At 64.3% G+C, this 25,416-nt stretch carries 25 protein-coding genes; 16 read left to right on the top strand and 9 right to left on the bottom strand.

Annotated features, from left to right (window positions below; all coding sequences use genetic code 11):
- Positions 1-86: 86 nt before the first annotated feature.
- Complete coding sequence (locus AC0L20_RS01730) at positions 87-458, bottom strand: tRNA-binding protein (RefSeq protein ID WP_473287167.1); 372 nt, start codon at positions 456-458, stop codon at positions 87-89.
- A gap of 105 nt (positions 459-563) precedes the next feature.
- On the opposite strand from AC0L20_RS01730, the gene AC0L20_RS01725 reads away from it, so the two are divergent.
- On the top strand, positions 564-917 hold the full coding sequence (locus AC0L20_RS01725; RefSeq protein ID WP_473287166.1) for an ArsC family reductase: 354 nt from the start codon (positions 564-566) through the stop codon (positions 915-917).
- 39 nt (positions 918-956) lie between these two features.
- Here the strand turns inward: AC0L20_RS01725 and AC0L20_RS01720 are convergent, their stop codons facing one another.
- The gene (locus AC0L20_RS01720) at positions 957-1,640 is read right to left on the bottom strand and encodes a hypothetical protein (protein WP_473287165.1); all 684 of its coding nucleotides are present in this window, start codon (positions 1,638-1,640) and stop codon (positions 957-959) included.
- A 335-nt stretch (positions 1,641-1,975) separates the two neighbouring features.
- Here AC0L20_RS01720 and AC0L20_RS01715 point away from each other — a divergent pair, with 335 nt between their 5' ends.
- The 7 genes from AC0L20_RS01715 to AC0L20_RS01685 all read left to right on the top strand — a co-directional run bounded on the left by AC0L20_RS01715 (position 1,976) and on the right by AC0L20_RS01685 (position 8,459).
- The gene (locus tag AC0L20_RS01715) at positions 1,976-2,731 is read left to right on the top strand and encodes an ABC transporter ATP-binding protein (RefSeq protein ID WP_247376035.1); all 756 of its coding nucleotides are present in this window, start codon (positions 1,976-1,978) and stop codon (positions 2,729-2,731) included.
- Positions 2,724-3,470, top strand: coding sequence for an ABC transporter ATP-binding protein (locus AC0L20_RS01710; RefSeq protein WP_473287164.1), 747 nt, complete (start codon positions 2,724-2,726; stop codon positions 3,468-3,470). Before AC0L20_RS01715 ends, AC0L20_RS01710 begins: the two co-directional genes overlap by 8 nt.
- A 33-nt stretch (positions 3,471-3,503) precedes the next feature.
- Complete coding sequence (locus AC0L20_RS01705; protein ID WP_473287163.1) at positions 3,504-4,727, top strand: ABC transporter substrate-binding protein; 1,224 nt, start codon at positions 3,504-3,506, stop codon at positions 4,725-4,727.
- A gap of 72 nt (positions 4,728-4,799) precedes the next feature.
- Complete coding sequence (locus AC0L20_RS01700; RefSeq protein WP_007609236.1) at positions 4,800-5,663, top strand: branched-chain amino acid ABC transporter permease; 864 nt, start codon at positions 4,800-4,802, stop codon at positions 5,661-5,663.
- A 1-nt stretch (position 5,664) separates the two neighbouring features.
- Positions 5,665-6,633 carry a branched-chain amino acid ABC transporter permease gene (locus AC0L20_RS01695; protein WP_027517484.1) on the top strand — a complete coding sequence of 323 codons (969 nt, stop codon included), beginning with the start codon at positions 5,665-5,667 and terminating at the stop codon, positions 6,631-6,633.
- 158 nt (positions 6,634-6,791) lie between these two features.
- Positions 6,792-7,436: a DUF47 domain-containing protein gene (locus tag AC0L20_RS01690; protein ID WP_027517485.1), complete on the top strand. Its 645-nt coding sequence runs from the start codon at positions 6,792-6,794 to the stop codon at positions 7,434-7,436.
- Between the two features lie 15 nt (positions 7,437-7,451).
- Positions 7,452-8,459: an inorganic phosphate transporter gene (locus AC0L20_RS01685; RefSeq protein WP_007609242.1), complete on the top strand. Its 1,008-nt coding sequence runs from the start codon at positions 7,452-7,454 to the stop codon at positions 8,457-8,459.
- On the opposite strand, the gene sugE is transcribed toward AC0L20_RS01685, so the two are convergent.
- A complete protein-coding gene (gene sugE / locus AC0L20_RS01680) occupies positions 8,452-8,766 on the bottom strand; it encodes a quaternary ammonium compound efflux SMR transporter SugE (protein ID WP_473287162.1) in 315 nt (104 codons plus the stop codon). The two genes, AC0L20_RS01685 and sugE, sit on opposite strands and share 8 nt — an antisense overlap.
- Positions 8,767-8,933: 167 nt before the next feature.
- Here sugE and AC0L20_RS01675 point away from each other — a divergent pair, with 167 nt between their 5' ends.
- From AC0L20_RS01675 to AC0L20_RS01640, 8 genes are all read left to right on the top strand, one after another.
- The gene (locus tag AC0L20_RS01675; RefSeq protein ID WP_247360559.1) at positions 8,934-10,553 is read left to right on the top strand and encodes a peptide chain release factor 3; all 1,620 of its coding nucleotides are present in this window, start codon (positions 8,934-8,936) and stop codon (positions 10,551-10,553) included.
- 223 nt (positions 10,554-10,776) lie between these two features.
- Positions 10,777-11,355 carry a hypothetical protein gene (locus tag AC0L20_RS01670; protein WP_473287161.1) on the top strand — a complete coding sequence of 193 codons (579 nt, stop codon included), beginning with the start codon at positions 10,777-10,779 and terminating at the stop codon, positions 11,353-11,355.
- Between the two features lie 71 nt (positions 11,356-11,426).
- Positions 11,427-12,008, top strand: a complete 582-nt coding sequence (locus AC0L20_RS01665; protein ID WP_473287160.1) for an NnrU family protein — start codon at positions 11,427-11,429, stop codon at positions 12,006-12,008.
- Between the two features lie 73 nt (positions 12,009-12,081).
- The gene (locus AC0L20_RS01660) at positions 12,082-13,674 is read left to right on the top strand and encodes a class I adenylate-forming enzyme family protein (protein ID WP_473287159.1); all 1,593 of its coding nucleotides are present in this window, start codon (positions 12,082-12,084) and stop codon (positions 13,672-13,674) included.
- A 169-nt stretch (positions 13,675-13,843) separates the two neighbouring features.
- Positions 13,844-14,497, top strand: coding sequence for a tetratricopeptide repeat protein (locus AC0L20_RS01655; RefSeq protein WP_473287158.1), 654 nt, complete (start codon positions 13,844-13,846; stop codon positions 14,495-14,497).
- A gap of 28 nt (positions 14,498-14,525) precedes the next feature.
- Positions 14,526-15,074: a hypothetical protein gene (locus AC0L20_RS01650; RefSeq protein WP_247360563.1), complete on the top strand. Its 549-nt coding sequence runs from the start codon at positions 14,526-14,528 to the stop codon at positions 15,072-15,074.
- A 104-nt stretch (positions 15,075-15,178) separates the two neighbouring features.
- Positions 15,179-16,561 carry a ribosome biogenesis GTPase Der gene (der, locus tag AC0L20_RS01645; protein WP_473287157.1) on the top strand — a complete coding sequence of 461 codons (1,383 nt, stop codon included), beginning with the start codon at positions 15,179-15,181 and terminating at the stop codon, positions 16,559-16,561.
- Positions 16,558-17,811, top strand: coding sequence for a TCR/Tet family MFS transporter (locus AC0L20_RS01640; RefSeq protein WP_473287156.1), 1,254 nt, complete (start codon positions 16,558-16,560; stop codon positions 17,809-17,811). Before der ends, AC0L20_RS01640 begins: the two co-directional genes overlap by 4 nt.
- A gap of 119 nt (positions 17,812-17,930) precedes the next feature.
- Here AC0L20_RS01640 and AC0L20_RS01635 read toward each other — a convergent pair whose 3' ends face one another.
- The 6 genes from AC0L20_RS01635 to radA form a co-directional block, all read right to left on the bottom strand.
- Positions 17,931-19,157, bottom strand: coding sequence for an ABC transporter substrate-binding protein (locus tag AC0L20_RS01635; protein WP_473287155.1), 1,227 nt, complete (start codon positions 19,155-19,157; stop codon positions 17,931-17,933).
- Between the two features lie 170 nt (positions 19,158-19,327).
- Entirely contained in the window at positions 19,328-20,476 is a 1,149-nt protein-coding gene (locus AC0L20_RS01630; RefSeq protein WP_473287154.1) for an NHL repeat-containing protein, read from the bottom strand.
- Between the two features lie 78 nt (positions 20,477-20,554).
- Positions 20,555-21,295: an SDR family NAD(P)-dependent oxidoreductase gene (locus AC0L20_RS01625; RefSeq protein ID WP_473287153.1), complete on the bottom strand. Its 741-nt coding sequence runs from the start codon at positions 21,293-21,295 to the stop codon at positions 20,555-20,557.
- A 163-nt stretch (positions 21,296-21,458) separates the two neighbouring features.
- A complete protein-coding gene (gene purF, locus AC0L20_RS01620; RefSeq protein WP_007609288.1) occupies positions 21,459-22,964 on the bottom strand; it encodes an amidophosphoribosyltransferase in 1,506 nt (501 codons plus the stop codon).
- A gap of 27 nt (positions 22,965-22,991) precedes the next feature.
- On the bottom strand, positions 22,992-23,621 hold the full coding sequence (locus AC0L20_RS01615; protein WP_007592055.1) for a CvpA family protein: 630 nt from the start codon (positions 23,619-23,621) through the stop codon (positions 22,992-22,994).
- A gap of 166 nt (positions 23,622-23,787) precedes the next feature.
- Entirely contained in the window at positions 23,788-25,233 is a 1,446-nt protein-coding gene (radA, locus tag AC0L20_RS01610; protein ID WP_027517500.1) for a DNA repair protein RadA, read from the bottom strand.
- Positions 25,234-25,416: the final 183 nt, after the last annotated feature.

Below are 25,416 nucleotides of genomic sequence, written 5' to 3'. Positions count from 1 at the left end.
CGACAACCCGGACTGGGAAACAGGCGCAGCGAATCGTGAAGGAGGGCCGCCGGCGGGCCTGAAAACCGCCCCTCGATCGCGCGGTGCTAGAACAGCCGTCCGCCGTTCGGCACGGGCTTGCTCGGCTGCACCAACACGACCTTGCCGCTGGCATCGGGGAAACCGAGGGTCAGCACCTCCGAGACGACAGGGCCGATCTGGCGCGGCGGGAAATTCACGACCGCCGCCACCTGTTGGCCCACCAGCGTTTCAAGCGGATGGTTTTCAGTGATCTGCGCCGAACTCTTGCGCACACCGATCGAGGGACCGAAGTCGATCCACAGACGCCAGGCCGGCTTGCGCGCCTCCGGGAACGGCTTTGCATCGACGATGGTGCCGACGCGGATATCGACCGCGAGAAAAGCGTCGAAGTCGATGGTCGGCGACGCAGTCGCGCCTGGATCGTGGGTGACGTGCATGGAGTGTCCGTTCCAAGAGATGGCATCGTTCGCAATATTGTCGCGCGAACCGGAGTTGCGTACAACGCCTTGGGATCACGACACGACGGATGCGCGAGGACTGTCTTGCCTAACATCATCTACGGCATCAAGAACTGCGACACCATGAAGAAGGCGCGCGCCTGGCTCGACAGCCATGGCGTCGCCTACACGTTCCACGACTACAAGGCGACGGGGGTGGAGAAGGACAAGCTCAAGCAGTGGAGCGACAAGGTCGGTTGGGAGACGCTGCTCAATCGCGCCGGAACGACCTTCAAGAAGCTGCCCGATGCCGACAAGGAAGGACTCTCCGAGGAAAAGGCGCTGGCGTTGATGCTAGCGCAACCATCGATGATCAAGCGGCCGGTGCTTGAAGCTGGCGGCAAGCTGCTGGTCGGCTTCAAGCCAGACCTCTATGCCAAGGAAGTCACCACCAAGTAAGTCACGACCAAGGAAGCCGCCGCCAAATCGCGCTGACCGCTAGTTCAGCTCGATGATCTCGGTGGGAACACCGGAGCCCTGCTGGTCCGTGAACTCGACCAGCTCGGCCGGCGCGATGCGGCCTGGGGTGCGGTGGAACAGGTCGCGGTCGATCACCGCGCGCAATCTCGGGCGCGGCAGCGCGTCATTTCCGCGCATCAGATTCTTGATCTCGAAGCCGCCGTCTTCGCAGAAGGTCTTGAGCGATGCGATGATGTGACAGACCTTGCCGTCGGTCTGGAACGGCAGCAGCAGGCGCTCATAGGCGACGATACGGCCGTAGATGTCATCGACGTCGGCAACGCTGTAGACCGGCACCCCGCGCGCCACGCATTCATGATAGACCGGCATTACCAGGGGCACGAGACGCGGTCCGATATAGTCGTCGAGCAGAACGCCCTTACCGGTGTGTCCATAGGCGCGCGAGATGCGCGTACCTTCGCTCTGGATGGTCAGACGCGGTGTCGGCGTCGACATGTCCACGGTATAATAGATCAGATCGGAGAGCTCTTCCTCGAGCCGCGCAGGCTGGTATTCCCAGATCGCCGGGGCGGTCTGCTCGCGCGCATAGAGCCGCAGCCACGTGTTCAGGAGATCACGCTGCCTGATCGACTTGACCACGGAAGGAGCGGCGCTTGCAAAATCCAAGACAATATTCCCGGCGAATAGAAATTCCGGACGCATGAAACCCGCGCATGATCCTCGTTGCGGGAAAATTTTCAATGAAGGCTGGCGCATGGAACGAAAGACCGTTAACGACGGCTTGATAACCGGCGCTTTGCGAACCGGGAAGCCGGGCAGGCGCGACATCAAAACACGTCCGACTAAGGGAGCATAAGTCTCCCGGCCGGAGGCCTGACCTGCTCAGCTTTCCGCCTTGCCTAACCCCCGTCACCTCCGGCATATTCCGCGCCCGGAGGCGACGTTCCGGATGGGCTCCAGGGAGTGGCTCCAAGGCCTCCGGAAAGCCGAAGCAACAAGGATAGCCACGCGCGTTGTGCGGGCAGGGGGAAAACTGTTTGGCCGATGAGTTCATTCTCGAAACGGAAGGCTTGACCAAGGAGTTCGCGGGCTTCTTCGCCGTCCGCGACGTTGCGCTCAAGGTTCGCCGTGGGAGCATTCACGCGTTGATCGGCCCGAACGGCGCCGGCAAGACGACGTGCTTCAATCTTTTGACCAAGTTCCTCAAACCGTCTGCCGGAAAAATCCTGTACAAGGGGCAGGACATCACCGCGATGGCGCCCGCCGACGTGGCCCGCCTGGGGCTGGTTCGCTCGTTCCAGATCTCGGCGGTATTTCCCCATCTCACCGCGCTGGAAAACGTCCGCGTCGCGCTTCAGCGCCAGCACGGAAGCTCCTTCGATTTCTGGCGCTCCAAATCCGTGCTGAACCAGTTCAACGATCGCGCGCGCGAGCTGTTGAACGATGTCGGCCTCAGCGAGTTTTCCAATACGCCCGCGGTCGAGATGCCCTACGGGCGCAAGCGCGCACTGGAGATCGCAACCACGCTCGCGCTCGACCCCGAGATGATGCTGCTGGACGAGCCGATGGCCGGCATGGGCCACGAGGACATCGACAAGATCGCGGCGCTGATCAAGCGCATCTCCGCGAAATACACCATCCTGATGGTCGAGCATAATCTGAACGTCGTGGCCAATCTCTCCGACATCATCACCGTGTTGACGCGCGGGCAGGTGCTCGCGCAGGGCCATTACAGCGAGCTCACCAAGGACGAACGCGTCAAGGAAGCCTATCTGGGAGCCGGTCATGGCTGAGACTGCAACGGCGGAAGCTCCCGCAAAGGCCGCGGACGGCGGCAACCTCCTCCAGGTCCGCAACCTGGAAGCCTGGTACGGCGAGTCCCACATCCTGCACGGGATCAACTTCGACGTGAACGCGGGCGAGGTCGTCACCCTGCTCGGGCGCAACGGCGCCGGCAAGACCACCACGCTGAAGTCGATCATGGGCATCATCGGCAAGCGCACCGGCTCGGTGAAGTTCAACAACCAGGACATCATCCGCACGACCTCGGACAAGATCGCGCGGATGGGAATCGCGTTCTGCCCGGAGGAGCGCGGAATTTTCGCCAGCCTCGATGTCCGGGAGAACCTGCTGCTGCCGCCGGTGGTGCGTCCCGGCGGATTGCCGCTCGAGCAGATCTTCGATCTGTTTCCGAACTTGAAGGAACGGCTCAACAGCCAGGGAACCAAACTCTCCGGCGGCGAGCAGCAGATGCTCGCGATCGCGCGCATCCTGCGCACCGGCGCGAACTTCCTGATGCTGGACGAGCCGACCGAGGGTCTCGCGCCCGTCATCATCCAGCAGATCGGCCACACCATTGCGCGGCTCAAGAAGGAGGGTTTTACGATCCTCCTGGTCGAGCAGAACTTCCGGTTCGCATCCACCGTCGCCGACCGCTATTACGTGGTCGAGCACGGCAAGATCATTGACGGATTTTCCAATGCGGAGCTTGCCGCCAACATGGACAAGCTCCACACCTATCTCGGTGTCTAGAACTGCCAACAAAAAGATTCATAGGGAAGTAGCATGATGACAAAGTCGATTGCGTCGTTTCTGCTCGGCACGGCGCTGGCCGTGACCGCCACCGGTGCAGCTTTCGCGCAGGACAAGACCGTCAAGATCGGCGCGCTGTCCGATCAGTCCGGGCTCTATGCCGACCTCGGCGGACCGGGCTCGACGCTCGCCGCGCAGATGGCCATTGAAGATTCCGGCCTGGCTGCGAAGGGCTGGAAGATCGACATCATCTCGGGCGATCACCAGAACAAGCCCGACATCGGCACCGCGATCGCGCGGCAATGGTTCGACGTCGACAAGGTCGACGTCATCGTCGACGTGCCGAATTCCGGCGTGGCGCTCGCGGTCAACAACGTCATCAAGGAAAAGAACGGCGTCTATATCAACTCGGGCGCGGCGACCTCGGATTTGACCAACGCGCAGTGCTCGCCCAACACCGTGCACTGGACCTACGACACCTACATGCTGGCCCACACCACCGGCCAGGCACTGGTGAAGGCCGGCGGCGACACCTGGTTCTTCCTGACCGCGGACTACGCCTTCGGCGCGGCGCTGGAGCGCGACACCACCGCTGTCGTGACCGCAAATGGCGGTAAGGTGGTCGGCGGCGTCAAGCACCCGCTCAACACGCCGGACTTCTCGTCCTTCCTGCTCCAGGCGCAGGCCTCCAAGGCCAAGATCATCGGCCTTGCCAATGCCGGCGGCGACACCACCAACACGATCAAGCAGGCGGCCGAGTTCGGCATCGTCAAGGGCGGCCAGAAGCTCGCAGCGCTGCTGCTGTTTCTCACCGACGTCAAGGCGATCGGGCTCGAGACGGCACAGGGCCTCAACTTCACCGAGACCTTCTACTGGGACATGAACGACCAGACCCGGGCGTTCTCCAAGCGCTTCGCCGACAAGATGAAGAACAACGCGCCGCCCACCATGGTGCAGGCCGGCGTCTATGCGGGCGTGCGTCACTATTTCAAGGCACTGGAAGCGCTCGGCGGCAACCCGCATGACGGCGCCAAGGTCGTCGAGAAGATGAAGTCGATGCCGACGGAAGACGATCTGTTCGGCAAGGGCCAGATCCAGCCCAACGGCCGCACCATCCACAATGCCTATCTGTTCGAGGTGAAGAAGCCCTCCGAGTCCAAGGGACCGTGGGATTTCTACAAGCTGGTCGGCACGGTGCCAGGCGACCAGGCCTTCACGCCGCTGTCCGAGAGCAAGTGCGCTCTGTTGAAGAAGTAAGATAACCGCCCGCAGGCCATCAGGCCGGCGGGCGACTTTCAGGGAACGCCGAAGGGACCGGGTGCGGGATCGATGCAGGCTCTTTACGCTCAGCTACTGGTGGGACTGATCAACGGCTCGTTCTACGCGCTGCTCAGTCTCGGGCTTGCCGTGATCTTCGGCATGCTCAACATCATCAATTTCGCCCATGGCGCGCTCTACATGATGGGCGCGTTCGTCGCCTACTTCCTGCTGAACATCGGCGGCATCAACTATTGGTGGGCGTTGCTGCTTGCCCCGATCATCGTCGGCATTTTCGGCATGATCCTGGAACGGACCATGCTGCAATGGCTGACGGGGCTCGATCATCTCTACGGCCTGCTCCTGACCTTCGGCATTGCGCTGATCGTGCAGGGCGTGTTCCAGAACTATTTCGGCTCCTCTGGCATGCCTTACGCCATTCCGGACCAGCTCAAGGGCGGCATGAATCTCGGCTTCATGTTCCTGCCCATCTATCGCGGCTGGGTCGTCATCTTCTCGCTGGTGGTCTGCATCGCGACCTGGTTCCTGATCGAGAAGACGCGTCTCGGCGCCTATTTGCGTGCCGCGACCGAAAACCCGACGCTGGTGCGCGCCTTCGGCGTCAACGTGCCGCGCATGATCACGCTGACCTATGGTTTGGGTGTCGGCCTGGCCGCGCTCGCCGGCGTGCTCTCGGCGCCGATCAACCAGGTGCGGCCGCTGATGGGCGCCGACCTGATCATCGTGGTGTTCGCGGTGGTGGTGATCGGCGGCATGGGATCGATCATGGGCTCCATCATCACCGGCTTCGCGCTCGGTGTGATCGAGGGCATGACCAAATATTTCTACCCCGAGGCCTCCAACACCGTCGTGTTCGTGCTGATGGTGCTGGTGCTCTTGGTGAAGCCAACCGGATTGACGGGAAGGGCGGCCTGATATGACAGCCTTGACGGACGACACGCTGCCGGTAACCCCGCGCACGATCCGCGACGAGATGATCGTCTTCGTGGTGATGGCGCTGCTGCTGGCTTCGGTGCCATTCACGGGGGTCTACCCTTTCTTCGTGATGCAGGCGCTGTGCTTCGCGCTGCTCGCCTGCGCCTTCAACCTGCTGATCGGCTACGGCGGTTTGCTGTCCTTCGGCCATGCGATGTTCCTGGGCACGGCCGGCTATTGCAGCGCGCATGCGCTGAAGGTCTGGGCGTTGCCGCCGGAGCTCGGCATCCTCGTCGGCGTCGCCGGTGCCTTCGTGCTCTCGCTCATCACGGGCTATATCTCGATCCGCCGCCAGGGCATCTATTTCTCGATGATCACGCTGGCGCTGTCGCAGCTTTTGTACTTCATCTACCTCCAGGCGCCGTTCACCCATGGCGAAGACGGCATCCAGGGCATCCCGCAGGGACGCATGTTCGGCGTCTTCGATCTGACCAAGCCGACCGTGCTCTACTACGTCGTGCTGGTCGGTTTCCTCGCCGGCTTCCTGCTGATCTTCCGCATCATCAACTCGCCGTTCGGCGAAGTCCTCAAGGCGATCCGCGAGAACGAGCCGCGCGCGATCTCGCTGGGTTACCGCACCGATCAGTACAAGTTCCTGGCTTTCGTCCTGTCGGGCACGCTGGCCGGCTTTGCCGGTGCGCTGAAAGTCTTCGTGGCGCAGAACGCCTCGCTCACCGACGTGCACTGGTCGATGTCGGGCGAAGTCGTGCTGATGACGCTGGTCGGCGGACTCGGAACCGTGTTCGGTCCCGTGGTCGGTGCCTTCGTGATCATCGCCATGCAGCAATATCTGGCGGGGTTCGGCCAGTGGGTGACCGTGATCCAGGGCTCGATCTTCGTGATCTGCGTGCTCACCTTCCGCCGCGGCGTCATCGGCGAAATCGCGCATTACTTCCGGCGGTCGCTGTAAGCCATTGATACAATGGGAAATCTAGTGACGCGCGAAAGCGGTGGATGATCCGGCTCCGCGGGCGTGAGGTGGCACGCGCGTGGATCGAAAATGGTCTATGACAGTTTCATGACGGCCCGCTTGGGCCAGGCCATTATCCAACCGGTAGTCTCTCTCCCATGATGCGATTGTTTCGCGCTTTCCTGCCCAAGGAAGAACGGTTCTTCGACCTGTTCGACCGCCACGCCCAGACCGTGATCCAGGGCTCGATCGCGCTCCAGAGCATGCTCAACGGGGGCGAGGAGACGCCGGTCTATTGCCAGCGTGTCAACCAGTTCGAGAACGATGCCGACAACATCACCCGTGAGGTGCTGACGGCGGTGCGCCGCACCTTCATCACCCCGTTCGACCGCGGCGACATCAAGAACCTGATCACCTCGATGGACGACGCCATCGACCAGATGCAACAGACCGCCAAGGCCGTGATGCTGTTCGAGGTCCGCAGCTTCGAGCCGCCGATGCGGGAGATCGGCGGGCTCCTGATCGAATGCGCCAATCTGGTCGGTCGTGCGCTGCCGTTGATGCAGAAGATCGGCCAGAACGTGGCCATGCTGACCGCGATCACGGAAGAGCTGGGCAAGCTGGAAGGCCGCGTCGACGATCTCCATGATATCGGGCTGAAGGAACTGTTCCTCAAGCATCGCAACGGCAACGCGATGGATTTCATCGTCGGCGCAGAGATCTACGACCATCTCGAGAAGGTCGCCGACCGCTTCGACGACGTCGCGAACGAGATCAACAGCATCGTCATCGAGCAAGTTTAGGGCAGGGGCCACGCCGTGGATGTTGCGTTGGGTCTTCCCGTCCTGGTCGGATTGATCGCCGTCGCGCTGCTGTTCGACTTCCTGAACGGCCTGCACGACGCCGCCAATTCGATTGCGACCATCGTCTCGACCCGCGTGTTGCGGCCGCAATACGCGGTGTTCTGGGCCGCGTTCTTCAATTTCGTCGCCTTCATGGTGTTCGGGCTGCACGTCGCCCAGACCATCGGCACCGGTATCATCGATCCCGCGATCGTGGATGCCCAGGTGATCTTCGCTGCGCTGGTCGGCGCCATCGTCTGGAACCTGGTGACATGGGCGCTCGGCATCCCATCGTCCTCGTCTCACGCATTGATCGGCGGCTTGTTTGGTGCCGGTGTTGCCAAAGCCGGCCTTTCGGCGGCGGTCTGGAGCGGATTGTCCAAGACGGTGATCGCCATCGTGCTGTCTCCGCTGGTCGGCTTCCTGCTCGCGATGGTGCTGGTTGCGATCGTCTCCTGGGCGTCGGTACGCTCCACGCCCTTTGCCGTGGATCGCGCCTTCCGCATCCTGCAATTCGCCTCCGCCTCGCTCTATTCGCTCGGCCATGGCGGCAACGACGCGCAGAAGACCATGGGCATCATCGCGGTGCTGCTCTATTCGCAGGGCCAGCTCGGCGGCGAATTCTTCGTCCCCTTCTGGGTGGTGCTCTCGTGCCAGGCCGCGATGGCCATGGGGACGCTGATGGGCGGCTGGCGCATCGTTCGCACCATGGGCCTGCGCATCACCAAGCTGACCCCGATGCAGGGCTTTTGCGCCGAGACCGGCGGTGCCGCGACCCTGTTCATGGCGACCTTCCTCGGCGTTCCCGTCTCGACCACCCACACCATCACCGGCGCCATCGTCGGTGTTGGCGCCGCTCGCCGCCTCTCGGCGGTGCGCTGGAACGTCGCCAGCTCGATCGTCTATGCTTGGGTGATCACGATGCCGGCCTCGGCCATCGTCGCCGCGCTGAGCTGGTGGGCGGTCAAGATCTTCCTCAGGTAACCAGCTTCAGTCCGACAATCCCGGCGACGATCAGCCCAATGCTGGCGAGGCGGAATGCGGTGGCCGGCTCGCCGAACAGGACGATGCCGAGCGTCGCGGTACCGACCGCGCCGATGCCGGTCCAGACTGCATAAGCGGTTCCAATCGGCAGCGATTTGAGGGCGAGCCCGAGCAGGAGGATGCTGCCGGCCATGGCCCCAAGCGTGAGGACTGACGGAACGAGCTTGGTGAACCCCTCGGTATATTTGAGGCCGATCGCCCAGGAGACCTCCAGCAGACCGGCGACGAACAGGATGCTCCAGGCCATGACGACCCTCCATTCAAGGCAGGGTCGTCCCCGCGACTGGTGTGCTGACAGGAACGGAAGGCCGTCCTCCCAACCTGATCCGAGCCGGATATGGGGCTGGCCGTCAGGCTCCGCAATCACCAGATGAGGCTTGATCAGGCCCATTTTCCCTGCCAAACGCTGCCGCAATGTCCGACATCGCCACCACAGCCGAATCGACGGCCCGTTCCTCGCTTGCTGCTGAAGTGTCGCGGCGGCGTACCTTTGCCATCATCTCGCATCCGGACGCCGGCAAGACCACGCTGACCGAAAAGCTGCTGCTGTTCGGCGGCGCCATCAATCTGGCCGGCCAGGTCAAGGCCAAGGGCGAGCGGCGCAACACGCGTTCGGACTGGATGAAGATCGAGCGCGAGCGCGGCATCTCGGTCGTGACCTCGGTCATGACCTTCGAGTTCGAGGGCCTCGTGTTCAACCTGCTGGACACGCCGGGCCACGAGGACTTTTCGGAAGACACCTATCGCACGCTCACGGCGGTCGATTCCGCGGTCATGGTGATCGACGCCGCCAAGGGCATCGAGGCGCGTACCCGAAAGCTGTTCGAGGTGTGTCGTCTTCGCGACATCCCGATCATCACCTTCATCAACAAGATGGACCGCGAGAGCCGCGACGTCTTCGAGCTGCTCGACGAGATCGAGAAGACGCTGGCGCTCGATACCACGCCGATGACCTGGCCTGTCGGCCGCGGCCGCGAGTTCCTCGGCACCTACGACGTCGTCAATGGCGGCGTGCGCCTGCTCGAAGGCGGCGGCGCCAAGACCGGCGCGGCGCAGCAGATCGAGATCGCCGAGCTCGCCAAGCTCAACGCAAATCTCGACGTGTCGGCGGTCAAGGACGAGCTCGAGCTCGTCACCGCGGCTTCAAAGCCGTTCGAGCTCGAAGCGTTTCGCGAGGGCCATCTGACGCCGGTTTATTTCGGCAGCGCGCTGCGCAATTTCGGCGTCGGCGACCTGCTGCAAGGACTCGGCAAGTTCGCGCCCGAGCCGCGCGCGCAGGAGAGCGACCAGCGCAAGGTCGAAGCCACCGACCCGCGCATGAGCGCCTTCGTGTTCAAGATCCAGGCCAACATGGATCCCAACCACCGCGATCGCATCGCGTTTGCGCGGCTGTGCTCCGGCAAGCTGAGCCGCGGCATGAAGGCGAAGCTCGTGCGCACCGGCAAGAGCATGCCGCTGTCGAGCCCGCAATTCTTCTTCGCGCAGGACCGTTCGGTTGCGGACGAGGCCTATGCCGGCGACGTCGTCGGCATTCCCAATCACGGCACGCTGCGCATCGGCGATACGCTGACCGACGGCGAGGATTTCAACTTCGTCGGCGTGCCGAGCTTCGCGCCGGAAATCGTCCGCCGCGTGCGTCTCACCGATGCGATGAAAGCGAAGAAGCTGAAGGAAGCGCTTCAGCAGATGTCGGAAGAGGGCGTAGTACAGGTGTTCCGTCCGCGCGACGGCGCGCCCGCATTGGTTGGCGTCGTCGGCGCGCTGCAGCTCGACGTGCTCAAGGCGCGGCTGGATGCGGAATATTCCCTGCCGGTCGAATTCGAGGTCAGCGAGTTCCAGCTCGCCCGCTGGGTCTCTTCGGAAGACCGCAAGAAGCTCGATACCTTCATCGCTGCCAACACCTCCAGCATCGCCGACGATGTCGACGGCGATCCCGTCTATCTGGCGCGGAACGAGTTCTATCTCGGCTACACCAGGGAACGTGCCGAGGGCATCGAGTTCACCAACGTCAAAGACGTCAAGAAGAAGGGCTAGGGGCGTAGCTCAGTCCGCTCCGCACCCTCCGCCGTCATGCCCCGCGAAGGCGGGGCATCCAGTACGCCGCAGCCTCTCGGCTCAACCACAATCGCCTCTGGAATACTGGTTCGTCCGGTCAAGCCGGACGACGACACCTTGAACGCGCGCATGTGAACAGCCGCAGGCTTGACGTTGCCGGCGGCAATGCCACGTTCACCCATGTGGCTTGCGAGTTCACTTCATGTGGCGCGGCATCCTTGTTTTCCTCCTGCTGGCGATCTCGATGATCGCCGCCGATGCGCGGCCGCGACAAATCAATCCAATTCCGTTTTCGCACGAGCCGTGCAGCGTGCTCGACGGCAGGCCCTGCACGCCATCCTATTGCAGCCCGCTTGAGCCTGGTCCCTGCATTCCCGAGATCGACTATCCCTACGGCCAGAACCTCCAGCTCACGATCCAAAGCGTGCCGGCGGAGGCCGATCGCGCCAAATACCAGAAGCCGGATCACGATCTCGACACGATCGGCGATCTCTTCGCCGAGCTGCGCAGCTGCTGGTCGCCGCCGTCGGACAATGCGCGCGCGGGCATGCAGATCGCCGTGCGTTTCAGCTTCAACAAATCGGGCGGCCTGATCGGCCCGCCGCGCCTGACCTATGCGACGGCGGGCGTCCCGGCGGAGACGAGAACCACCTACCTCAATGCGATCAATTCATCGCTGAAAGCCTGCCTGCCGCTGAAATTCACCGGCGGTCTTGGCGGCGCCCTCGCCGGGCGGCCGATCGCGATCCGGTATGTCGACAATCGCGAGATCCACAACTAGCGCATCAGTTGCGACCCGCGGCCAATCGATGATACGCCATGGGCTGGGGCGCTGGTTGAGGGGAGAATCTCGTGGGTCTTCTGGTCATGATCCTGGGGCTTGCGCTGTTTTTTGCGGCGCATGTGTTCACGACGAAACGCGATGCACGCGCGCAGGCCATCGCGAGACTGGGCGAGGGGACCTACAAGATCCTCTATTCGCTTGCCTCGATCGCAGGGCTCGCGTTGATCATCTGGGGCTTCGCGCATTATCGTGCGACGGGCTGGATCGACGTCTGGTATCCGCCGAAGGCGCTGAAGCACATCACGCTCGCGCTGATGCTGCCCGCGGTCATCCTGGTGGTTGCGTCCTATCTGCGCGGCCGCATCTATGCGACGCTGAAGCATCCGATGCTCGCCGGCATCAAGCTGTGGGCGGCGGCGCATCTTCTGGCCAATGGCGACCTCGGCTCCATCATCCTGTTCGGCTCCTTCCTGGGCTGGGCGGTGTATGACCGCATCACGCTGAAGCGTCGCACCGATGGTGGCGGTCCGCCGATTCCGGTGGGCGGCGTCACCAACGATCTGATCGCGATCGCGGTCGGGACCGTCGCTTATCTGGCGCTGGCGTTTGCGTTCCATCCGGTCGTGATCGGCGTTCCCGTGATGGGCTAGCTGATCAGCACAAGACAGGACCGCATGCCCATGCGCGGAAGGTAACGAGAGCAACAATGCCAAGGGCATCCCGATGGACTGGTCGCATTCTCAGATCCCGCCAATGCGGTTGGAGGCGCGCTTCGGCGATCGGGTCGTGCCGGCATTTTGCGATCGGCAGTCGAGCCTGTGGGCGATGATCGCGGACGCCTGCGCCCGCAATCCCGACGGCGAAGCGCTGATCGCAGGCCATGTCCGTCTCAGCTGGCAGCAGGCCGCGGAGCAGGCTGCGCGGATCGCGGCGGGATTTCGCAAGCTCGGATTGCAGCGCGGCGATCGTGTCGCGATCCTGCTCGGCAACCGCGTCGAATTCCCGCTGCTGCTGTTTGCTGCCGCGCATGAAGGGCTTGTCACGGTGCTGCTCAGCACGCGCCAGCAGAAGCCGGAAATCGCCTATGTCCTCAGCGATTGCGGTGCAAAGCTATTGATCCACGAGGCGGCGCTCGCGGCGCGTCTGCCGGACGCGCGGGATGTGCCCGACATAATCCACCGCATCGCCGTCGACGACGATCCGGCTTTGTCGCGCTTCGCGGCGCTGGCAGACAACGCGCCGGCCGCGGCGCCGGTCGAGACGAGCGAGGAGGACACCGCGATGATCCTCTACACCTCCGGCACGACAGGCAAGCCGAAGGGTGCGATGCTGGCCCATTGCAACATCGTCCATTCCTCGATGATCTTCGTGTCCTGCCTGCAATTGACGCAAGCCGACCGCTCGATCGCGGCGGTGCCGCTCGGCCACGTCACCGGCGTCGTCGCCAACATCACGACGATGATCTGCTGCGGTGGCGCGCTGATCATCATGCCGGAGTTCAAGGCCGGCGAATATCTCAAGCTCGCCGCGCGCGAGCGCGTCACCTACACGGTGATGGTGCCGGCGATGTACAATCTCTGCCTGCTCCAGCCAGATTTCGAGAGCTACGATCTGTCGAGCTGGCGTATCGGCGGCTTTGGTGGTGCACCGATGCCGGTCGCCACCATCGAGAAGCTCAAGGCGATTATTCCCGGTCTCGAGCTGGCGAATTGCTACGGTGCGACCGAGACCACGTCGCCGTCCACGATCATGCCGGGCAGATTGACGGCAAGCCATATCGACAGCGTCGGCCTGCCGTGTCCGGGTGCGCGCATCCTGGCGATGGACGCGGACGGGCGTGAGCTGCCGCCTGGGGAAATCGGCGAGCTCTGGATCCAGAGTGCCTCCGTGATCAAGGGCTATTGGAACAATCCAAAAGCCACGACCGAAAGCTTCACCAGCGGGTTCTGGCATTCCGGTGATCTCGGCTCGGTCGACGCGGAGGGATTTGTCCGGGTGTTCGATCGGCAGAAGGACATGATCAACCGGGGCGGCCTCAAGATCTATTCGGCCGAGGTCGAATCCGTGCTGGCCGGCCACCCGGCGGTGGTCGAGAGCGCGATCGTCGCCAAGACGTGCCCGGTGCTGGGCGAACGCGTCCACGCTGTGGTCGTGGCGCGTGCGCCGGTGGACAGCGAGGCCTTGCGCGCCTGGTGCGCGGAGCGGCTGTCCGACTACAAGGTCCCGGAGACCATGGTGATCACAGCGGAGCCGCTGCCGCGCAATGCCAATGGCAAGGTGCTGAAGCGGCAGCTGCGGGAGCTGTTGGGAACCTGACCCGGGGAGGCGGTCTCTCCGGGCGGTCCCGGGTGGTTAACGCCTTGATCGGGCTCGCTTTGCCTTGCCACCGCCATATCGTTAGGGTACCCCGCCGCCACGTGGGGGACGGGATTCCTGACGCGAACGCTTTGGCGCGCGCACCCGGACGGGCATGGGATTAGCATAAGTGTCTGAATTATTTGACGAAGTCGACGAGGAAGTACGTCGCGAACAGCTCAAGAAGCTGTGGGACAAGTATTCGATCGTTTTCATCGCCCTGATGGTGCTGATCGTCGCCGCCGTGGGTGGCTGGCGCGCTTACCAGTATCTGGAAGCCAAGAAGGCCGCCGAGGCCGGCGCCGCGTTCGAGAAAGCCGCCGAGCTGTCCGAGCAGGACAAGCATGCGGAGGCCGAGGCCGCCTTCACCGAGCTCGCTGCCAAGGCTCCATCGGGCTATCGCACCCTGGCGCGGCTGCGTGCTGCGGCCGAGGCGGCGGCTCGCGATCCCAAGGCGGGCGCCAAGCTGTATGACGACATCGCCGCCGACCGCAGCGTAGGCGGCGAGTGGCAGGATCTGGCAAAGATCCGCGCCGCTGGTCTCCTGCTCGACAGCGCCGGCTATGCCGACATGCAGCAGCGGCTGGACGCCTCCACCGCGCCCAAATCGACCTTCCGTCATACCGCCCGCGAAATGCTGGCGCTGTCGGCCTGGCGCAACAACGACATGACTGCGGCCCGCAAATGGCTCGATGCGATTGCCGAGGACGGCGAAACGCCGCCCGGCCTGCGCTCACGCGCCGAGGCGCTGCAGGCGCTGCTGCCGCCCGTAGCGAAAAGCTGACGGTCCAGAGCTGAGACGAGATACCGATATGCGCCGCACGCCACGCTTGATCGCAGCCGCCGTCCTGATCGCCTTCACGGGCGTGCTGGGCGGTTGCTCCAGCTTCGATCCGAGCGACATGCTCGACTTCCTCGATACCAAGAAGAAGCTGCCGGGCGACCGCAAGCCGGTGTTCCCGGAAGGCGTGCCGGGCCTCGAGCAGGGCGTTCCGAAGGACATGTACAAGGGCGCGCAGCAACAGCCCGATCCGAACGGACCCGCCGTCGCGGCTCTGCCCACCGAGCCTGCGCCCGAGCCGAAGCCGGCGAAGGGTGCCAAAGCGAAAAAGACCAGGCAGCCGGCCAGTGCGGCCGTCGCGCCGGCTGGGGCGCCCGCCGGCGAAGTCGATGGCGAGGCCCAGCCCGAGGCCGCGCCGCCCGCGGCCACTCCGCCGCCCAGGCAGAAGATCGTCCGCAAGCGCACCACCGCGCCGCCGCCCGATCAGCCGGTCCAGCAGGCGCAACCGACCCAGACCACCCAGCAGCAAACGCAGGGCGCCTTTCCGGCACCGATGCCGAGCGGCAGCTTCTCGCGCTAGAGCATGATCCGGAAAAGTGTGAAGCGGTTTTCCGAAAAGATCATGCTCAAACAATTGTCTTCATTTCATTGACAGGCGCGGCTCCGGCAGCGCACGAATGACCCATGTCCTTTAAGATTGCCATTATCGGCCGACCCAATGTCGGCAAGTCGACGCTGTTCAACCGCCTGGTCGGGCAGAAGCTCGCGCTTGTCGATGACCTGCCGGGCGTCACCCGCGATCGCCGCGAGGGCGAGGCCAGGCTCGGCGATCTCGACTTCACGATCATCGACACCGCCGGCCTCGATGAAGGCGCCAAGGGCTCGCTGACCGCCCGCATGCAGGAGCAGACGGAGGCCGCGATCGCACAGGCCGACGCGCTGTTCTTCGTGATCGATGCCCGCATGGGCCTCACGCCCAACGATCGCGCCTTCGCCGATTTCGCCCGCAAGGCCAACAAGCCGGTGCTGCTCGTCGCCAACAAGAGCGAAGGCAAGCATGGCGATGCCGGCGCGATGGAGGCTTTCGCGCTCGGCCTCGGCGATCCCATCCAGATCTCGGCCGAGCACGGCGAGGGCATGGGCGAGCTCTACGACGCTCTGCGACCGCTGATGCCGGAGCCGGTGGAGGAGGATGAGTTCGAAGACGACGAACCGCTGACGGAGGAAGAGGCCGCCACGCGTCCGATCCGGGTCGCGATCGTCGGCCGGCCCAACGCCGGCAAGTCGACCATGATCAATCATCTGCTCGGCGAGGAGCGCCTGCTGACGAGCCCGGAGGCCGGCACCACGCGCGATTCCATCGCGGTCGAGATCAACTGGAAGGGCCGCGAGTTTCGCGTGTTCGACACCGCGGGTCTGCGCCGGCGCTCGCGGATCGAGGAGAAGCTCGAAAAGCTCTCGGTCGCCGACGCACTGCGCGCGGTGCGCTTTGCCGAAGTCGTCGTGATGATGATGGACGCGCAGAACCGCTTCGAGGAGCAGGATCTTCGCATCGCCGACCTGATCGAGCGCGAGGGGCGCGCCGTCGTGCTCGCCGTCAACAAATGGGACCTGATGGAGAGCAAGGGTGGCGGTGCGATCTCGAATCTGCGCCGCGATGCCGATCATCTGCTGCCGCGGATCAAGGGCGTGCCGATCGTCGCCGTCTCCGGCTTGATGGGCGAAGGCATCGATCGATTGATGCAGGCGATCCAGGATGCCTATGCGCTTTGGAACAGGCGTGTGTCGACCGCGGCGCTGAACCGCTGGTTCGAGGAGGCGGTCCAGGCCAATCCGCCGCCGGCCGTGTCCGGACGACGACTCAAGCTGAACTACATCACGCAAACCAAGGCGCGCCCGCCGAGCTTCGTGCTGTTCTGCTCGCGTGCGGACGCGGTGCCGCAGTCCTATCTGCGCTACCTCACCAATTCGCTGCGTGAGGCCTTCGAGCTGCCGGGCACACCGGTGCGCATCACCTTGCGCGAGAAGGCCAATCCGTTCGCCCACAAGCGCAAGCGGCCGTCGTGAGCAACGAGGCCGGCGAGGCGATGGCGCAGGGCGCAGCGCCAGTCCGGCGCGGTGCGGTCGCCTTCATCTTCGTCACCATCCTGCTGGACATGCTCGCGCTCGGCGTGATCATGCCGATCCTGCCCAAACTGATCGAGAGCTTCGTCGACAACGACACGGCGCATGCGGCCCGCATCTTCGGCCTGTTCGGGACCGCCTGGGCGCTGATGCAGTTCGTGTTCTCGCCGGTGCTTGGCGCGCTGTCGGACCGCTTCGGGCGGCGGCCGGTGGTGCTGCTGTCGAATTTCGGGCTCGCGGCCGATTACGTGCTGATGGCGCTGGCGCCGTCGCTGGTCTGGCTGTTCGTCGGCCGCGTCATCTCAGGCATCACCTCGGCCAGCATCTCGACCGCCTTTGCCTATATTGCCGACATCACGCCGCCGGAGCGGCGCGCAGCGGTGTTCGGCAGGATTGGCGCTGCCTTCGGCGCCGGCTTCGTGCTGGGCCCGGCACTGGGCGGTCTGCTCGGCGATATCGATCCGCGTCTGCCGTTCTGGGCCTCGGCCGCCTTAAGCTTTGCCAATGCACTCTATGGGCTCTTCGTCCTGCCGGAATCGCTGGCGCCGGACAAGCGCGCGCCGTTCCGCTGGAGGAGCGCCAATCCGCTCGGTGCGCTCCGCCTGCTGCGTTCCAACGCGGTGCTCGCTGCGTTGTCCGTCGTCAACTTCATCGCGCAGGTCGCGCATGTCGTGCTGCCCTCGACCTTCGTGCTCTACGCGACCTATCGCTACGGCTGGGATTCGAAAACCGTGGGATTGACGCTGGCGATGGTCGGCATCTGCGCCATGGTGGTGCAGGGGCTCGCGATCGGCCCGATCGTGCGCGTGCTCGGCGAGCGCAACGCCTTGTTGCTCGGCCTGTGCTGTGGCGCGATCGGTTTCGTGATCTTCGGCGCGGCGCCGACCGGGCCGCTGTTCTGGATCGGCATTCCCGTGATGTCGTTGTGGGGCATTTCGGGCGCCGCCATGCAATCGCTGATGACGCGGCTGGTCGCGCCCGATCAGCAGGGCCAGTTGCAGGGCGCGACCGCGAGCGTGCAGAGCGTGTCGCAGCTCGTCGGCCCGTTCCTGTTCACGCTGACGTTTTCATACTTCATCGGCGCCAGCGCGCCGTGGCAGCTGCCCGGCGCGCCGTTCCTGCTCGCGGCGGTGCTGATGGTGGCGTGCGTGGCGATCGCGGTGCGGGCACTGGGAACGGCGAAGAGCGCCTGACGCGTCCGTCGTGGCCGGGCTTGTCCCGGCCATCCACGTCTTTGTCCGGGCTTCAAACGTAGATGCCCGGGACAAGCCCGGGCATGACGTCGTTAGGGATTTGCCTGACCGCTACGCGGTCACTTCTTCACCAGCGGGCACTCGCTGTCCTTGAGCGGCTTGGCCGCATCTTCCGCCGGGATGGTCGCGACCAGCTTGTAATAGTCCCACGGTCCCTTCGATTCTTCCGGCTTCTTCACCTCGAACAGGAAGGCGGGAATGATCCGGCGGCCGTCCTCGCGGAGCGGGCCCTTGCCGAACAGCGGATCGTCGGTCGGTAGCTCCTTCATCTTGGCGACGACCTTGGCGCCGTCATGCGGATTGCCGCCGAGGGCGTCCATCGCCTTCAGAAGATGCAGCACGGCAGCATAATTGCCGGCCTGCGTCATCGAGGGCATCGCCTTGTTGGCGACCTTGTCCTGGAAGCGCTTCGAGAAGGCGCGCGTGCCTTCGTTGAGATCCCAGTAGAAGGATTCTGTGAAGGTCAGGCCGTGCGCGGTCTTCAGACCGAGCGAGTGGACGTCGTTGATGAACAGCAACAGCGCGGCGAGCTTCTGGCCGCCTTCGACGATGCCGAACTCGGCCGCCTGCTTGATCGAGTTGGTGGTGTCACCGCCGGCATTGGCGAGACCGACGATCTTCGCCTTCGAGTTCTGCGCCTGCAGCAGGAAGGAGGAGAAATCCGACGTGTTGAGCGGATGCTTGACGCCGCCGAGCACCTTGCCGCCGTTCGCGGTGACGACCGCGCTGGTGTCACGCTCGAGCGCGGCACCGAAGGCGTAGTCGGCGGTCAGGAAGAACCAGCTGTCGCCGCCGGCCTTGGTCAGCGCCTTGCCGGTGCCGTTGGCGAGCATGTAGGTGTCGTAAGTATAGGAAATGGTGTTGGCGTTGCAGGCCTTGCCGGTGAGGTCGGCACTGGCGCCGCCATTGTTGAGCAGGACCGCGTTCTTTTCCTTGACGACGTTGCTGACGGCCAGCGCCACGCCGGAGTTCGGGGTGTCGGCGATCACATCGACCTTCTGGGTGTCGATCCACTGCCGCGCGATGTTGACGCCAACGTCCGGCTTGTTCTGGTGGTCGCCGCTGATCACATCGATCTTCCAGCCCTTGGCGCGAAGACCGGAATCTTCCACCGCCATGTTGACCGCCGCCACGGCGCCGGGGCCGCCGATGTCGGCATAGAGGCTGGACATGTCGTTGAGCACGCCGATCGTGACGGATTTTTCCTGGGCGAAGGCGGATGTGGCAAAACCGAAGGCGGCACAGGCCAGAAGGGCCGCGGAGCGGCGCGCGAACGTCGTCGTCATAAAAGATTTCCTCCATTGTCAAACATGCGGACGGCTCTCTTGAACGGAGCCCTGTTCCGGCTGATGGCTCTACCGTGTCCCACGGCCGGCGGCAATGCGCCTAAAGCCGGATGACGCTGCGTCGCAGCGTCATCCATCGGTTAACTTTTGGGGAAAAATGCGTCGAGACGCTATTTCAGCGCGTCCGATGTCAGCTTGAATTTCTGGATGCGCTTTCCGGTGTCGACCTCGGCGGTATAGACGTTACCCTTGGCGTCGATCGCCATGGCATGCACCCAGTGGAATTGTCCGGCATTGCGGCCGTTGTGGCCGAAGCTGCCGACCACGCTGCCGTCGTCTCGCCTGATCACCCTGATCTCGTTGTTCTCGCCGTCGGCGCTGAGCAGCCAGGTCTGCTTCGGATCGGGCCAGATCGCGATGTCCCACACCGCGCCGTTGCCGAGCGTATTCTTCTCGAAGAAGAACTCCTTCACGAAGCTGCCGTCCTTCTTGAACACCTGGATGCGGTTGTTGATGCGGTCGCAGACGTAGACGAGCCCGTCATTGGCGAGCTTCACGCAGTGGACGGGATTGCCGAACTGCTGCGCAACCGGCGCCTTGGGATCATACGCCGCCTGCTTGGTGTCGTCGGGCTTGTTGCCGTAGGCGCCCCAGTGCCGCTTGTAGGCGAGCGTGGTTGCGTCGAACACGATGACGCGGCGATTGCCGTAGCCGTCGGCGACGTAGATTTCGTTGGCGGCCTTGTCGATCGCGGTCTCGGCGGGCTTGCCGAGCTGCGTCGTGTCGCTGCTGCCGAGGCTCGGCGCGATCTTGCCGATCTGGGCGACGAACTTGCCGTCGAGCGTGAATTTCAGGATGGCGTTGTCGTTGTCGGCATTGCCGCCGACCCAGACGAAGCCGCGCTCGTCGACCTCGATGCCGTGCTCGCGGCCGACCCATTCATAGCCTTCGCCCGCGCCGCCCCACGATCGCAGCAGATTGCCGTCGCTGTCGAATTCGAGCACCGGCGGCGCCGACACGCAGCATTTCGAGCGCGGCGGAGTGAGGCTCGCACCTTTCTCGTCGTCGGTGAGCGAGCGGGGACGATGGATCACCCAGATGTGGCCTTGCCAGTCGACGGTGATGCCGCCGACCTGGCCGAGGATCCAGTTGTTCGGCAACGGCTTTGGCCAGGACGCATCGACCGCGAAGGTCGGGACGTCGCCGGCGATCGCCGCGCCCGGAAGCGCAAACGCGATGGCCGCGATCAGGACGGAGAGGACGCGAGAGACATTTGCGAGCGCACGCGTAAAACCTGCGCGATTCCGCCATGACGCCATGGCAACCTCCCTTTTTCGGCCTGCAGCTTGCTGCCGCTTGAGCGCGGGCAGTCAATCGCGGGGAGGCCGTCAAGTCAATCAGGCCGGGGAGCGGAAGCTCATCAGGCTGCGCGTTTTGTAGTCGTAGAACTTGCCGGTCTCGGTCCAATCAGGCGCGCACATCGGCACGATGAATTCGGTGACCTGCTCGGCCGTATCGAGCGTCGCCGGGTCTTCGCCCGGCATCAACGTGGCGCGCATCCGGGTGCGGACGGGGCCAGGATTGAACAGATTGACGCGCAGCTTGGTGTTCGCGGTCTCCTGCGCCCAGGCGCGCGCCAGCGTCTCCAGCGCCGCCTTGGAGGCGGCGTAGGGGCTGACATAGGCGGTGGCCTTGTTGGCCGCGCCGGAAGTGATGAACACCGCGCGGCCGGCGTCGGACTGCTTCAGCAGCGGCTCCATGCAGCGGATCAGCTGGAAGTTCGCGGAGACGTTGACCGCCATCACGTCGGTGAAGGCCTTCAGCTCGATATGGCCGATCGGTGAGGAGGGCCCAAGCACGCCCGCATTGCCGACGAGGATGTCCAGCTTGCCGTAGCGCTCATGCAGGCCGGCGCCCAGCCGCGCGATGCCGTCGGAATCGGTGAGGTTGAGCGGCACCAGCGTGGCGCTGCCGCCGTCCTTGCGGATCTCGTCGTCGAGTTCTTCCAGCCCGCCCTGCGTACGCGCCACGGCGACGATATGCGCGCCGGCCTTGGCCAGCGCCTTGGCCGTGGCGAAGCCGATGCCGCGCGAGGCGCCGGTGACGAGAGCGATGCGATTGGCGAGGGGTTTTGTCATTGAAAGGTTCTATCCAGCGTCGTCCTGGCGAAAGCCAGGACCCATACGCCGTGACGTTTATGGCTAGGGAAGATGATTGTCACACCTTCTTCGAACCAGAGAGGCCGGTGGCAATGGGTCCCGGCCCCCGTGCGCAATTGCGCGCTAGGCCGGGACGATGAGCCTAGCTCGCCTCCGCCAGCAACGACAATTGCCGCGGCTGCTGCTCGGTCTGGGTCTGGTCGGTGAGGTGGGTCGGATAGGCCCCGGTGAAGCAATGATCCGAGAATTTCGGATTGGCGGGGTCGCGGCCGGGCTCGCCCATGGCGCGGTACATGCCGTCGATCGACAGGAAGGCGAGCGAGTCGGCGCCGATGATCTCGCGCATCTCTTCCAGCGAATGTGTCGCCGCAAGAAGACCGCCGCGGTCCGGCAGGTCGATGCCGTAATAATCGGGATAGAGGATCGGCGGCGAGGCGAGGCGGAAGTGCACTTCCTTGGCGCCGGCATCGCGCATCATGCGTACGATCTTCTTCGAGGTGGTTCCGCGCACCAGCGAATCGTCGATCAGGATGATGCGCTTGCCTTCGATTGCGGCGCGGTTGGCCGAATGCTTCATGCGCACGCCGGATTCGCGGATCGCCTGCGTCGGCTGGATGAAGGTGCGGCCGACATAGTGGTTGCGGATGATGCCGAGTTCGAACGGGATGCCGGAATGCTGGCTGTAGCCGACCGCGGCGGGCACGCCGGAATCCGGCACCGGCACCACGACGTCGACCGGCACGTGGCTCTCGCGCGCGAGCTGCGCACCGAAGGCCTTGCGCACCTCGTAGACCGAGCGACCGTGGACGATGGAATCCGGACGGGAGAAGTAGATGTACTCGAAGATGCAGGGGCGTGGCGCGATCGGCGGGAACGGCTTGTGAATGTCCTGCCCGTTCTCGTCGAACACGATGACCTCGCCGGGCTCGATGTCGCGGACGAAGCGCGCGCCGATGATGTCGAGGGCGCAGGTCTCGGAGGTCAGGATCGGGCAACCATCGAGTTCGCCGAGCACCAGCGGACGGATGCCGCGCGGATCGCGCGCGCCGACCAGCTTCTTGTTGGTCAGCGACACCAGCGCATAGGCGCCCTCGATCTCGCGCAGCGCGTCGATATAGCGCTCGATGAAGCGGCTGCGTCTGGAGCGCGCGACCAGGTGCAGGATCACCTCGGTGTCGGTGGTCGACTGCATCATCGCGCCGTTCTTCACGAGCTCGCGGCGCAGCGTCAGGCCGTTGGTGAGGTTGCCGTTGTGGGCGACCGCAAGGCCGCCGGCATTCAGTTCGGCGAACAGGGGCTGCACGTTGCGCAGGATGGTCGCGCCGGTGGTGGAATAGCGGACATGGCCGACTGCCATCGTGCCGGGGAGGCGGTCGATCACCTCGCGGCGGGAGAAGGTGTCGCCGACGAGGCCGAGGCGGCGTTCGGAATGAAAGCGGCCGCCGTCATAGGAGACGATGCCGGCGGCTTCCTGACCGCGGTGCTGAAGGGCGTGGAGGCCGAGCGCCGTGATGGCCGCGGCATCGGGATGGCCGTAGATGCCGAAGACGCCGCATTCCTCGCGTAGCGTATCCCCCTCCAGATCGTCTTGAAGTTCCAGCGCGGCCGGGCCGAGATCAAGTAGGGCGTCCTGGTCAGGATTTCGCATCTCGTCCGAGCCTCTCGTTAGGGCTTATCAACGCGCCGCGGGTTTCTCGATCAGCTTTTTAAGGCTGTCACGAGCCGGTTTGCTGTATCCGTCGCCACTGCCCGAAGGCTGCTGCTCGGAATCAGTTTGCTCTTCATCTGGTTTGTTTTTCTTGAATCTCTTCAAGATGGTGTTCTCGGGGTCGTCAGGCAAGAGGGCCATCAGCCAATCCCCGGTTCCCTGCAGCACCACGCGGGATTTGGCCCCCGTGACCCAGTCCGGGCGCTGCTTGTCCGGCACCAGCCAGGTGAAGAACAGGAAGGCGACCACGACGATCAAAAGTCCGCGTGCCAGCCCGAACAGAAAGCCGAGCGTGCGGTCCAGCGCGCCGATGCGCGAATCCAGGATCATGTCGGAGATCCGGACCGTGATCACGGAGACCACGACCAAAGTACCCACAAACACGCCGGCGACCACGACCACGCTCGCGACGGTATCGTTGTTGAAATAGGTCTTTGCGGTCGGCAGCAGCTTCGAGAATGAATAAAGGGTGACGATTGCCGCCGTGCCCCAGGCCGCGATCGACAGGATTTCGCGCATGAAGCCGCGAACCATGGCGAGCAGGCCCGAAATCAGCATCACACCGAGCAGGATCAGGTCGAGGATGGTTACTGGCATCGGCTGGTCTGGTCCGCTCGTACTTCAAGGTGCTCAGCGAATCGGTGTTTGGCCGCCCGCCCTAAGTGAGGGCCAGACGACGTTCCCGGCAAGGCCGCAACCACGCAATCCCATGCTGCTTTTGTGACGGCTGTATAGCGGCGAGGGCGGGGGACGTCACCATCGGCTAACCCTCTCCACGGCGGAATCTTGCCGGTGTGGCATTTTTCTCTGCCGGCGCGCTCGAGTCGCCCCGCCGGGAGCCGCGCGCGGCGATCTCGGCGACCAGCGTGGTCAGGCTGTTGATCGCGTTCAGCGACAGGCCGGCATCGCCGCCGGCTTCGCCCCGGGCCGATTCGGGCAGCACGGCACGCTGAAAGCCGAGTTTTGCCGCTTCTTTCAGCCGGGCCGGGGTCTGCGCCACCGGGCGCACCACGCCGGAGAGCGAGATCTCGCCGAAATAGACCGCATCGGTGGGTAACTGCGCATTAACCAGCGAGGACACCAGCGCCGCCGCGGCGGCCAGATCGGCCGCGGGCTCGTGGATGCGCAGGCCGCCTGCGACGTTCAGATAGACGTCGTGGCCGGACAGCTTGACCCCGCAATGGGCTTCCAGCACCGCCAGCACCATCGAAAGCCGGCTCGGATCCCAGCCGACCACGGCCCGTCGCGGGGTGCCGAGCGAGGTCGGCGCCACCAGCGCCTGCAATTCGACCAGAACGGGCCTTGTGCCCTCGATGCCCGCGAAGACTGCGGTGCCGGGCGTGCCGAGATCGCGCTCGGACAAGAACAGCTCGGAGGGGTTGGTGACTTCGCGCAGGCCAAGCCCGGTCATCTCGAACACGCCGATCTCGTCGGTCGGCCCGAAGCGGTTCTTCACGGCGCGCAGGATGCGGAATTGCTGCGAGCCTTCGCCCTCGAACGACAGCACCGCATCGACCATGTGCTCGACCACGCGAGGGCCTGCGATCTGGCCGTCCTTGGTGACGTGGCCGACCAGGATGATGGCCGCGCCGGTCCTTTTGGCAAAACGAATCAGGGCCTGTGCCGAGGCGCGCACCTGCGTCACCGTGCCGGGTGCCGATTCCACCGTGTCGGTCCACATGGTCTGGATCGAATCGATCACGATCAGCCGGGGCACCGCGCCCTCGGACAGCGTCGAGACGATGTCTTCCACCGACGTTTCGGCGGCGAGCTGCACCGGCGCATCCGACAGCCCGAGCCGCTCCGCGCGCAACCGCACCTGTGCGACCGCCTCTTCGCCGGAGATGTAGACGACGCGGTGACCGGCGCGTGCGAGCAGGCTTGTGGCCTGCGTCAGCAGCGTCGACTTGCCGATGCCGGGATCGCCGCCGACCAGCAGCACCGAGCCGCGGACGAAGCCGCCACCGGTGACGCGATCGAGCTCCGTCATGCCCGAGGACAGGCGCGGGGCGTCCTGGGTTTTTCCGGACAGGCTCTCCAGCGCGAACGTCCGCCCCTTGCGCTTGGAGCGGATCGACACCGGCACGCTGCCGGTCGTGTCCTCCTCCGCGAGCGTATTCCACTCGCCGCAGGACTCGCACTTGCCCTGCCAGCGGTTATAGGCCGCGCCGCAGTTCTGGCAGACGAAGGAAAGTGTGTTCTTGGCCATGGGGACAGCGAGTCCGGGGACAGCGAGTCGGGGGTTTCAGGTTTGCTGATAGCACGGAATGACGGGTCGAGAGCGTCAGTCCGAGCGGACCGCATATCGCAGTTCGGCACGCCTGATACACCCTTTGTTAGCTCTATGCCGCCGCGTCCGGCCGGACTTTGCCAAATATTAGCGGACGGGGGT

It is taken from the genome of Bradyrhizobium sp. Kon58, assembly GCF_055807455.1.
The sequence above is the reverse complement of the archived record's forward strand: the minus strand, read 5'-3'. Positions and strand labels throughout refer to the sequence as shown.

What these genes read in the sequence shown, in the direction of transcription:
- AC0L20_RS01710 (WP_473287164.1), top strand. Translation starts at nt 2,724, where the DNA reads ATGGCTGAGACTGCAACGGCGGAAGCTCCCGCAAAGGCCGCGGACGGC.
- AC0L20_RS01695 (WP_027517484.1), top strand. Translation starts at nt 5,665, where the DNA reads ATGACAGCCTTGACGGACGACACGCTGCCGGTAACCCCGCGCACGATC.
- AC0L20_RS01720 (WP_473287165.1), bottom strand. Translation starts at nt 1,640, where the DNA reads ATGCGTCCGGAATTTCTATTCGCCGGGAATATTGTCTTGGATTTTGCA.
- AC0L20_RS01700 (WP_007609236.1), top strand. Translation starts at nt 4,800, where the DNA reads ATGCAGGCTCTTTACGCTCAGCTACTGGTGGGACTGATCAACGGCTCG.
- AC0L20_RS01705 (WP_473287163.1), top strand. Translation starts at nt 3,504, where the DNA reads ATGATGACAAAGTCGATTGCGTCGTTTCTGCTCGGCACGGCGCTGGCC.
- purF (WP_007609288.1), bottom strand. Translation starts at nt 22,964, where the DNA reads ATGCGAAATCCTGACCAGGACGCCCTACTTGATCTCGGCCCGGCCGCG.
- sugE (WP_473287162.1), bottom strand. Translation starts at nt 8,766, where the DNA reads ATGGCCTGGAGCATCCTGTTCGTCGCCGGTCTGCTGGAGGTCTCCTGG.
- AC0L20_RS01690 (WP_027517485.1), top strand. Translation starts at nt 6,792, where the DNA reads ATGATGCGATTGTTTCGCGCTTTCCTGCCCAAGGAAGAACGGTTCTTC.
- AC0L20_RS01675 (WP_247360559.1), top strand. Translation starts at nt 8,934, where the DNA reads ATGTCCGACATCGCCACCACAGCCGAATCGACGGCCCGTTCCTCGCTT.
- AC0L20_RS01730 (WP_473287167.1), bottom strand. Translation starts at nt 458, where the DNA reads ATGCACGTCACCCACGATCCAGGCGCGACTGCGTCGCCGACCATCGAC.
- AC0L20_RS01615 (WP_007592055.1), bottom strand. Translation starts at nt 23,621, where the DNA reads ATGCCAGTAACCATCCTCGACCTGATCCTGCTCGGTGTGATGCTGATT.
- AC0L20_RS01630 (WP_473287154.1), bottom strand. Translation starts at nt 20,476, where the DNA reads ATGGCGTCATGGCGGAATCGCGCAGGTTTTACGCGTGCGCTCGCAAAT.
- AC0L20_RS01635 (WP_473287155.1), bottom strand. Translation starts at nt 19,157, where the DNA reads ATGACGACGACGTTCGCGCGCCGCTCCGCGGCCCTTCTGGCCTGTGCC.
- AC0L20_RS01670 (WP_473287161.1), top strand. Translation starts at nt 10,777, where the DNA reads ATGTGGCGCGGCATCCTTGTTTTCCTCCTGCTGGCGATCTCGATGATC.
- AC0L20_RS01625 (WP_473287153.1), bottom strand. Translation starts at nt 21,295, where the DNA reads ATGACAAAACCCCTCGCCAATCGCATCGCTCTCGTCACCGGCGCCTCG.
- radA (WP_027517500.1), bottom strand. Translation starts at nt 25,233, where the DNA reads ATGGCCAAGAACACACTTTCCTTCGTCTGCCAGAACTGCGGCGCGGCC.
- AC0L20_RS01650 (WP_247360563.1), top strand. Translation starts at nt 14,526, where the DNA reads ATGCGCCGCACGCCACGCTTGATCGCAGCCGCCGTCCTGATCGCCTTC.
- AC0L20_RS01660 (WP_473287159.1), top strand. Translation starts at nt 12,082, where the DNA reads ATGGACTGGTCGCATTCTCAGATCCCGCCAATGCGGTTGGAGGCGCGC.
- der (WP_473287157.1), top strand. Translation starts at nt 15,179, where the DNA reads ATGTCCTTTAAGATTGCCATTATCGGCCGACCCAATGTCGGCAAGTCG.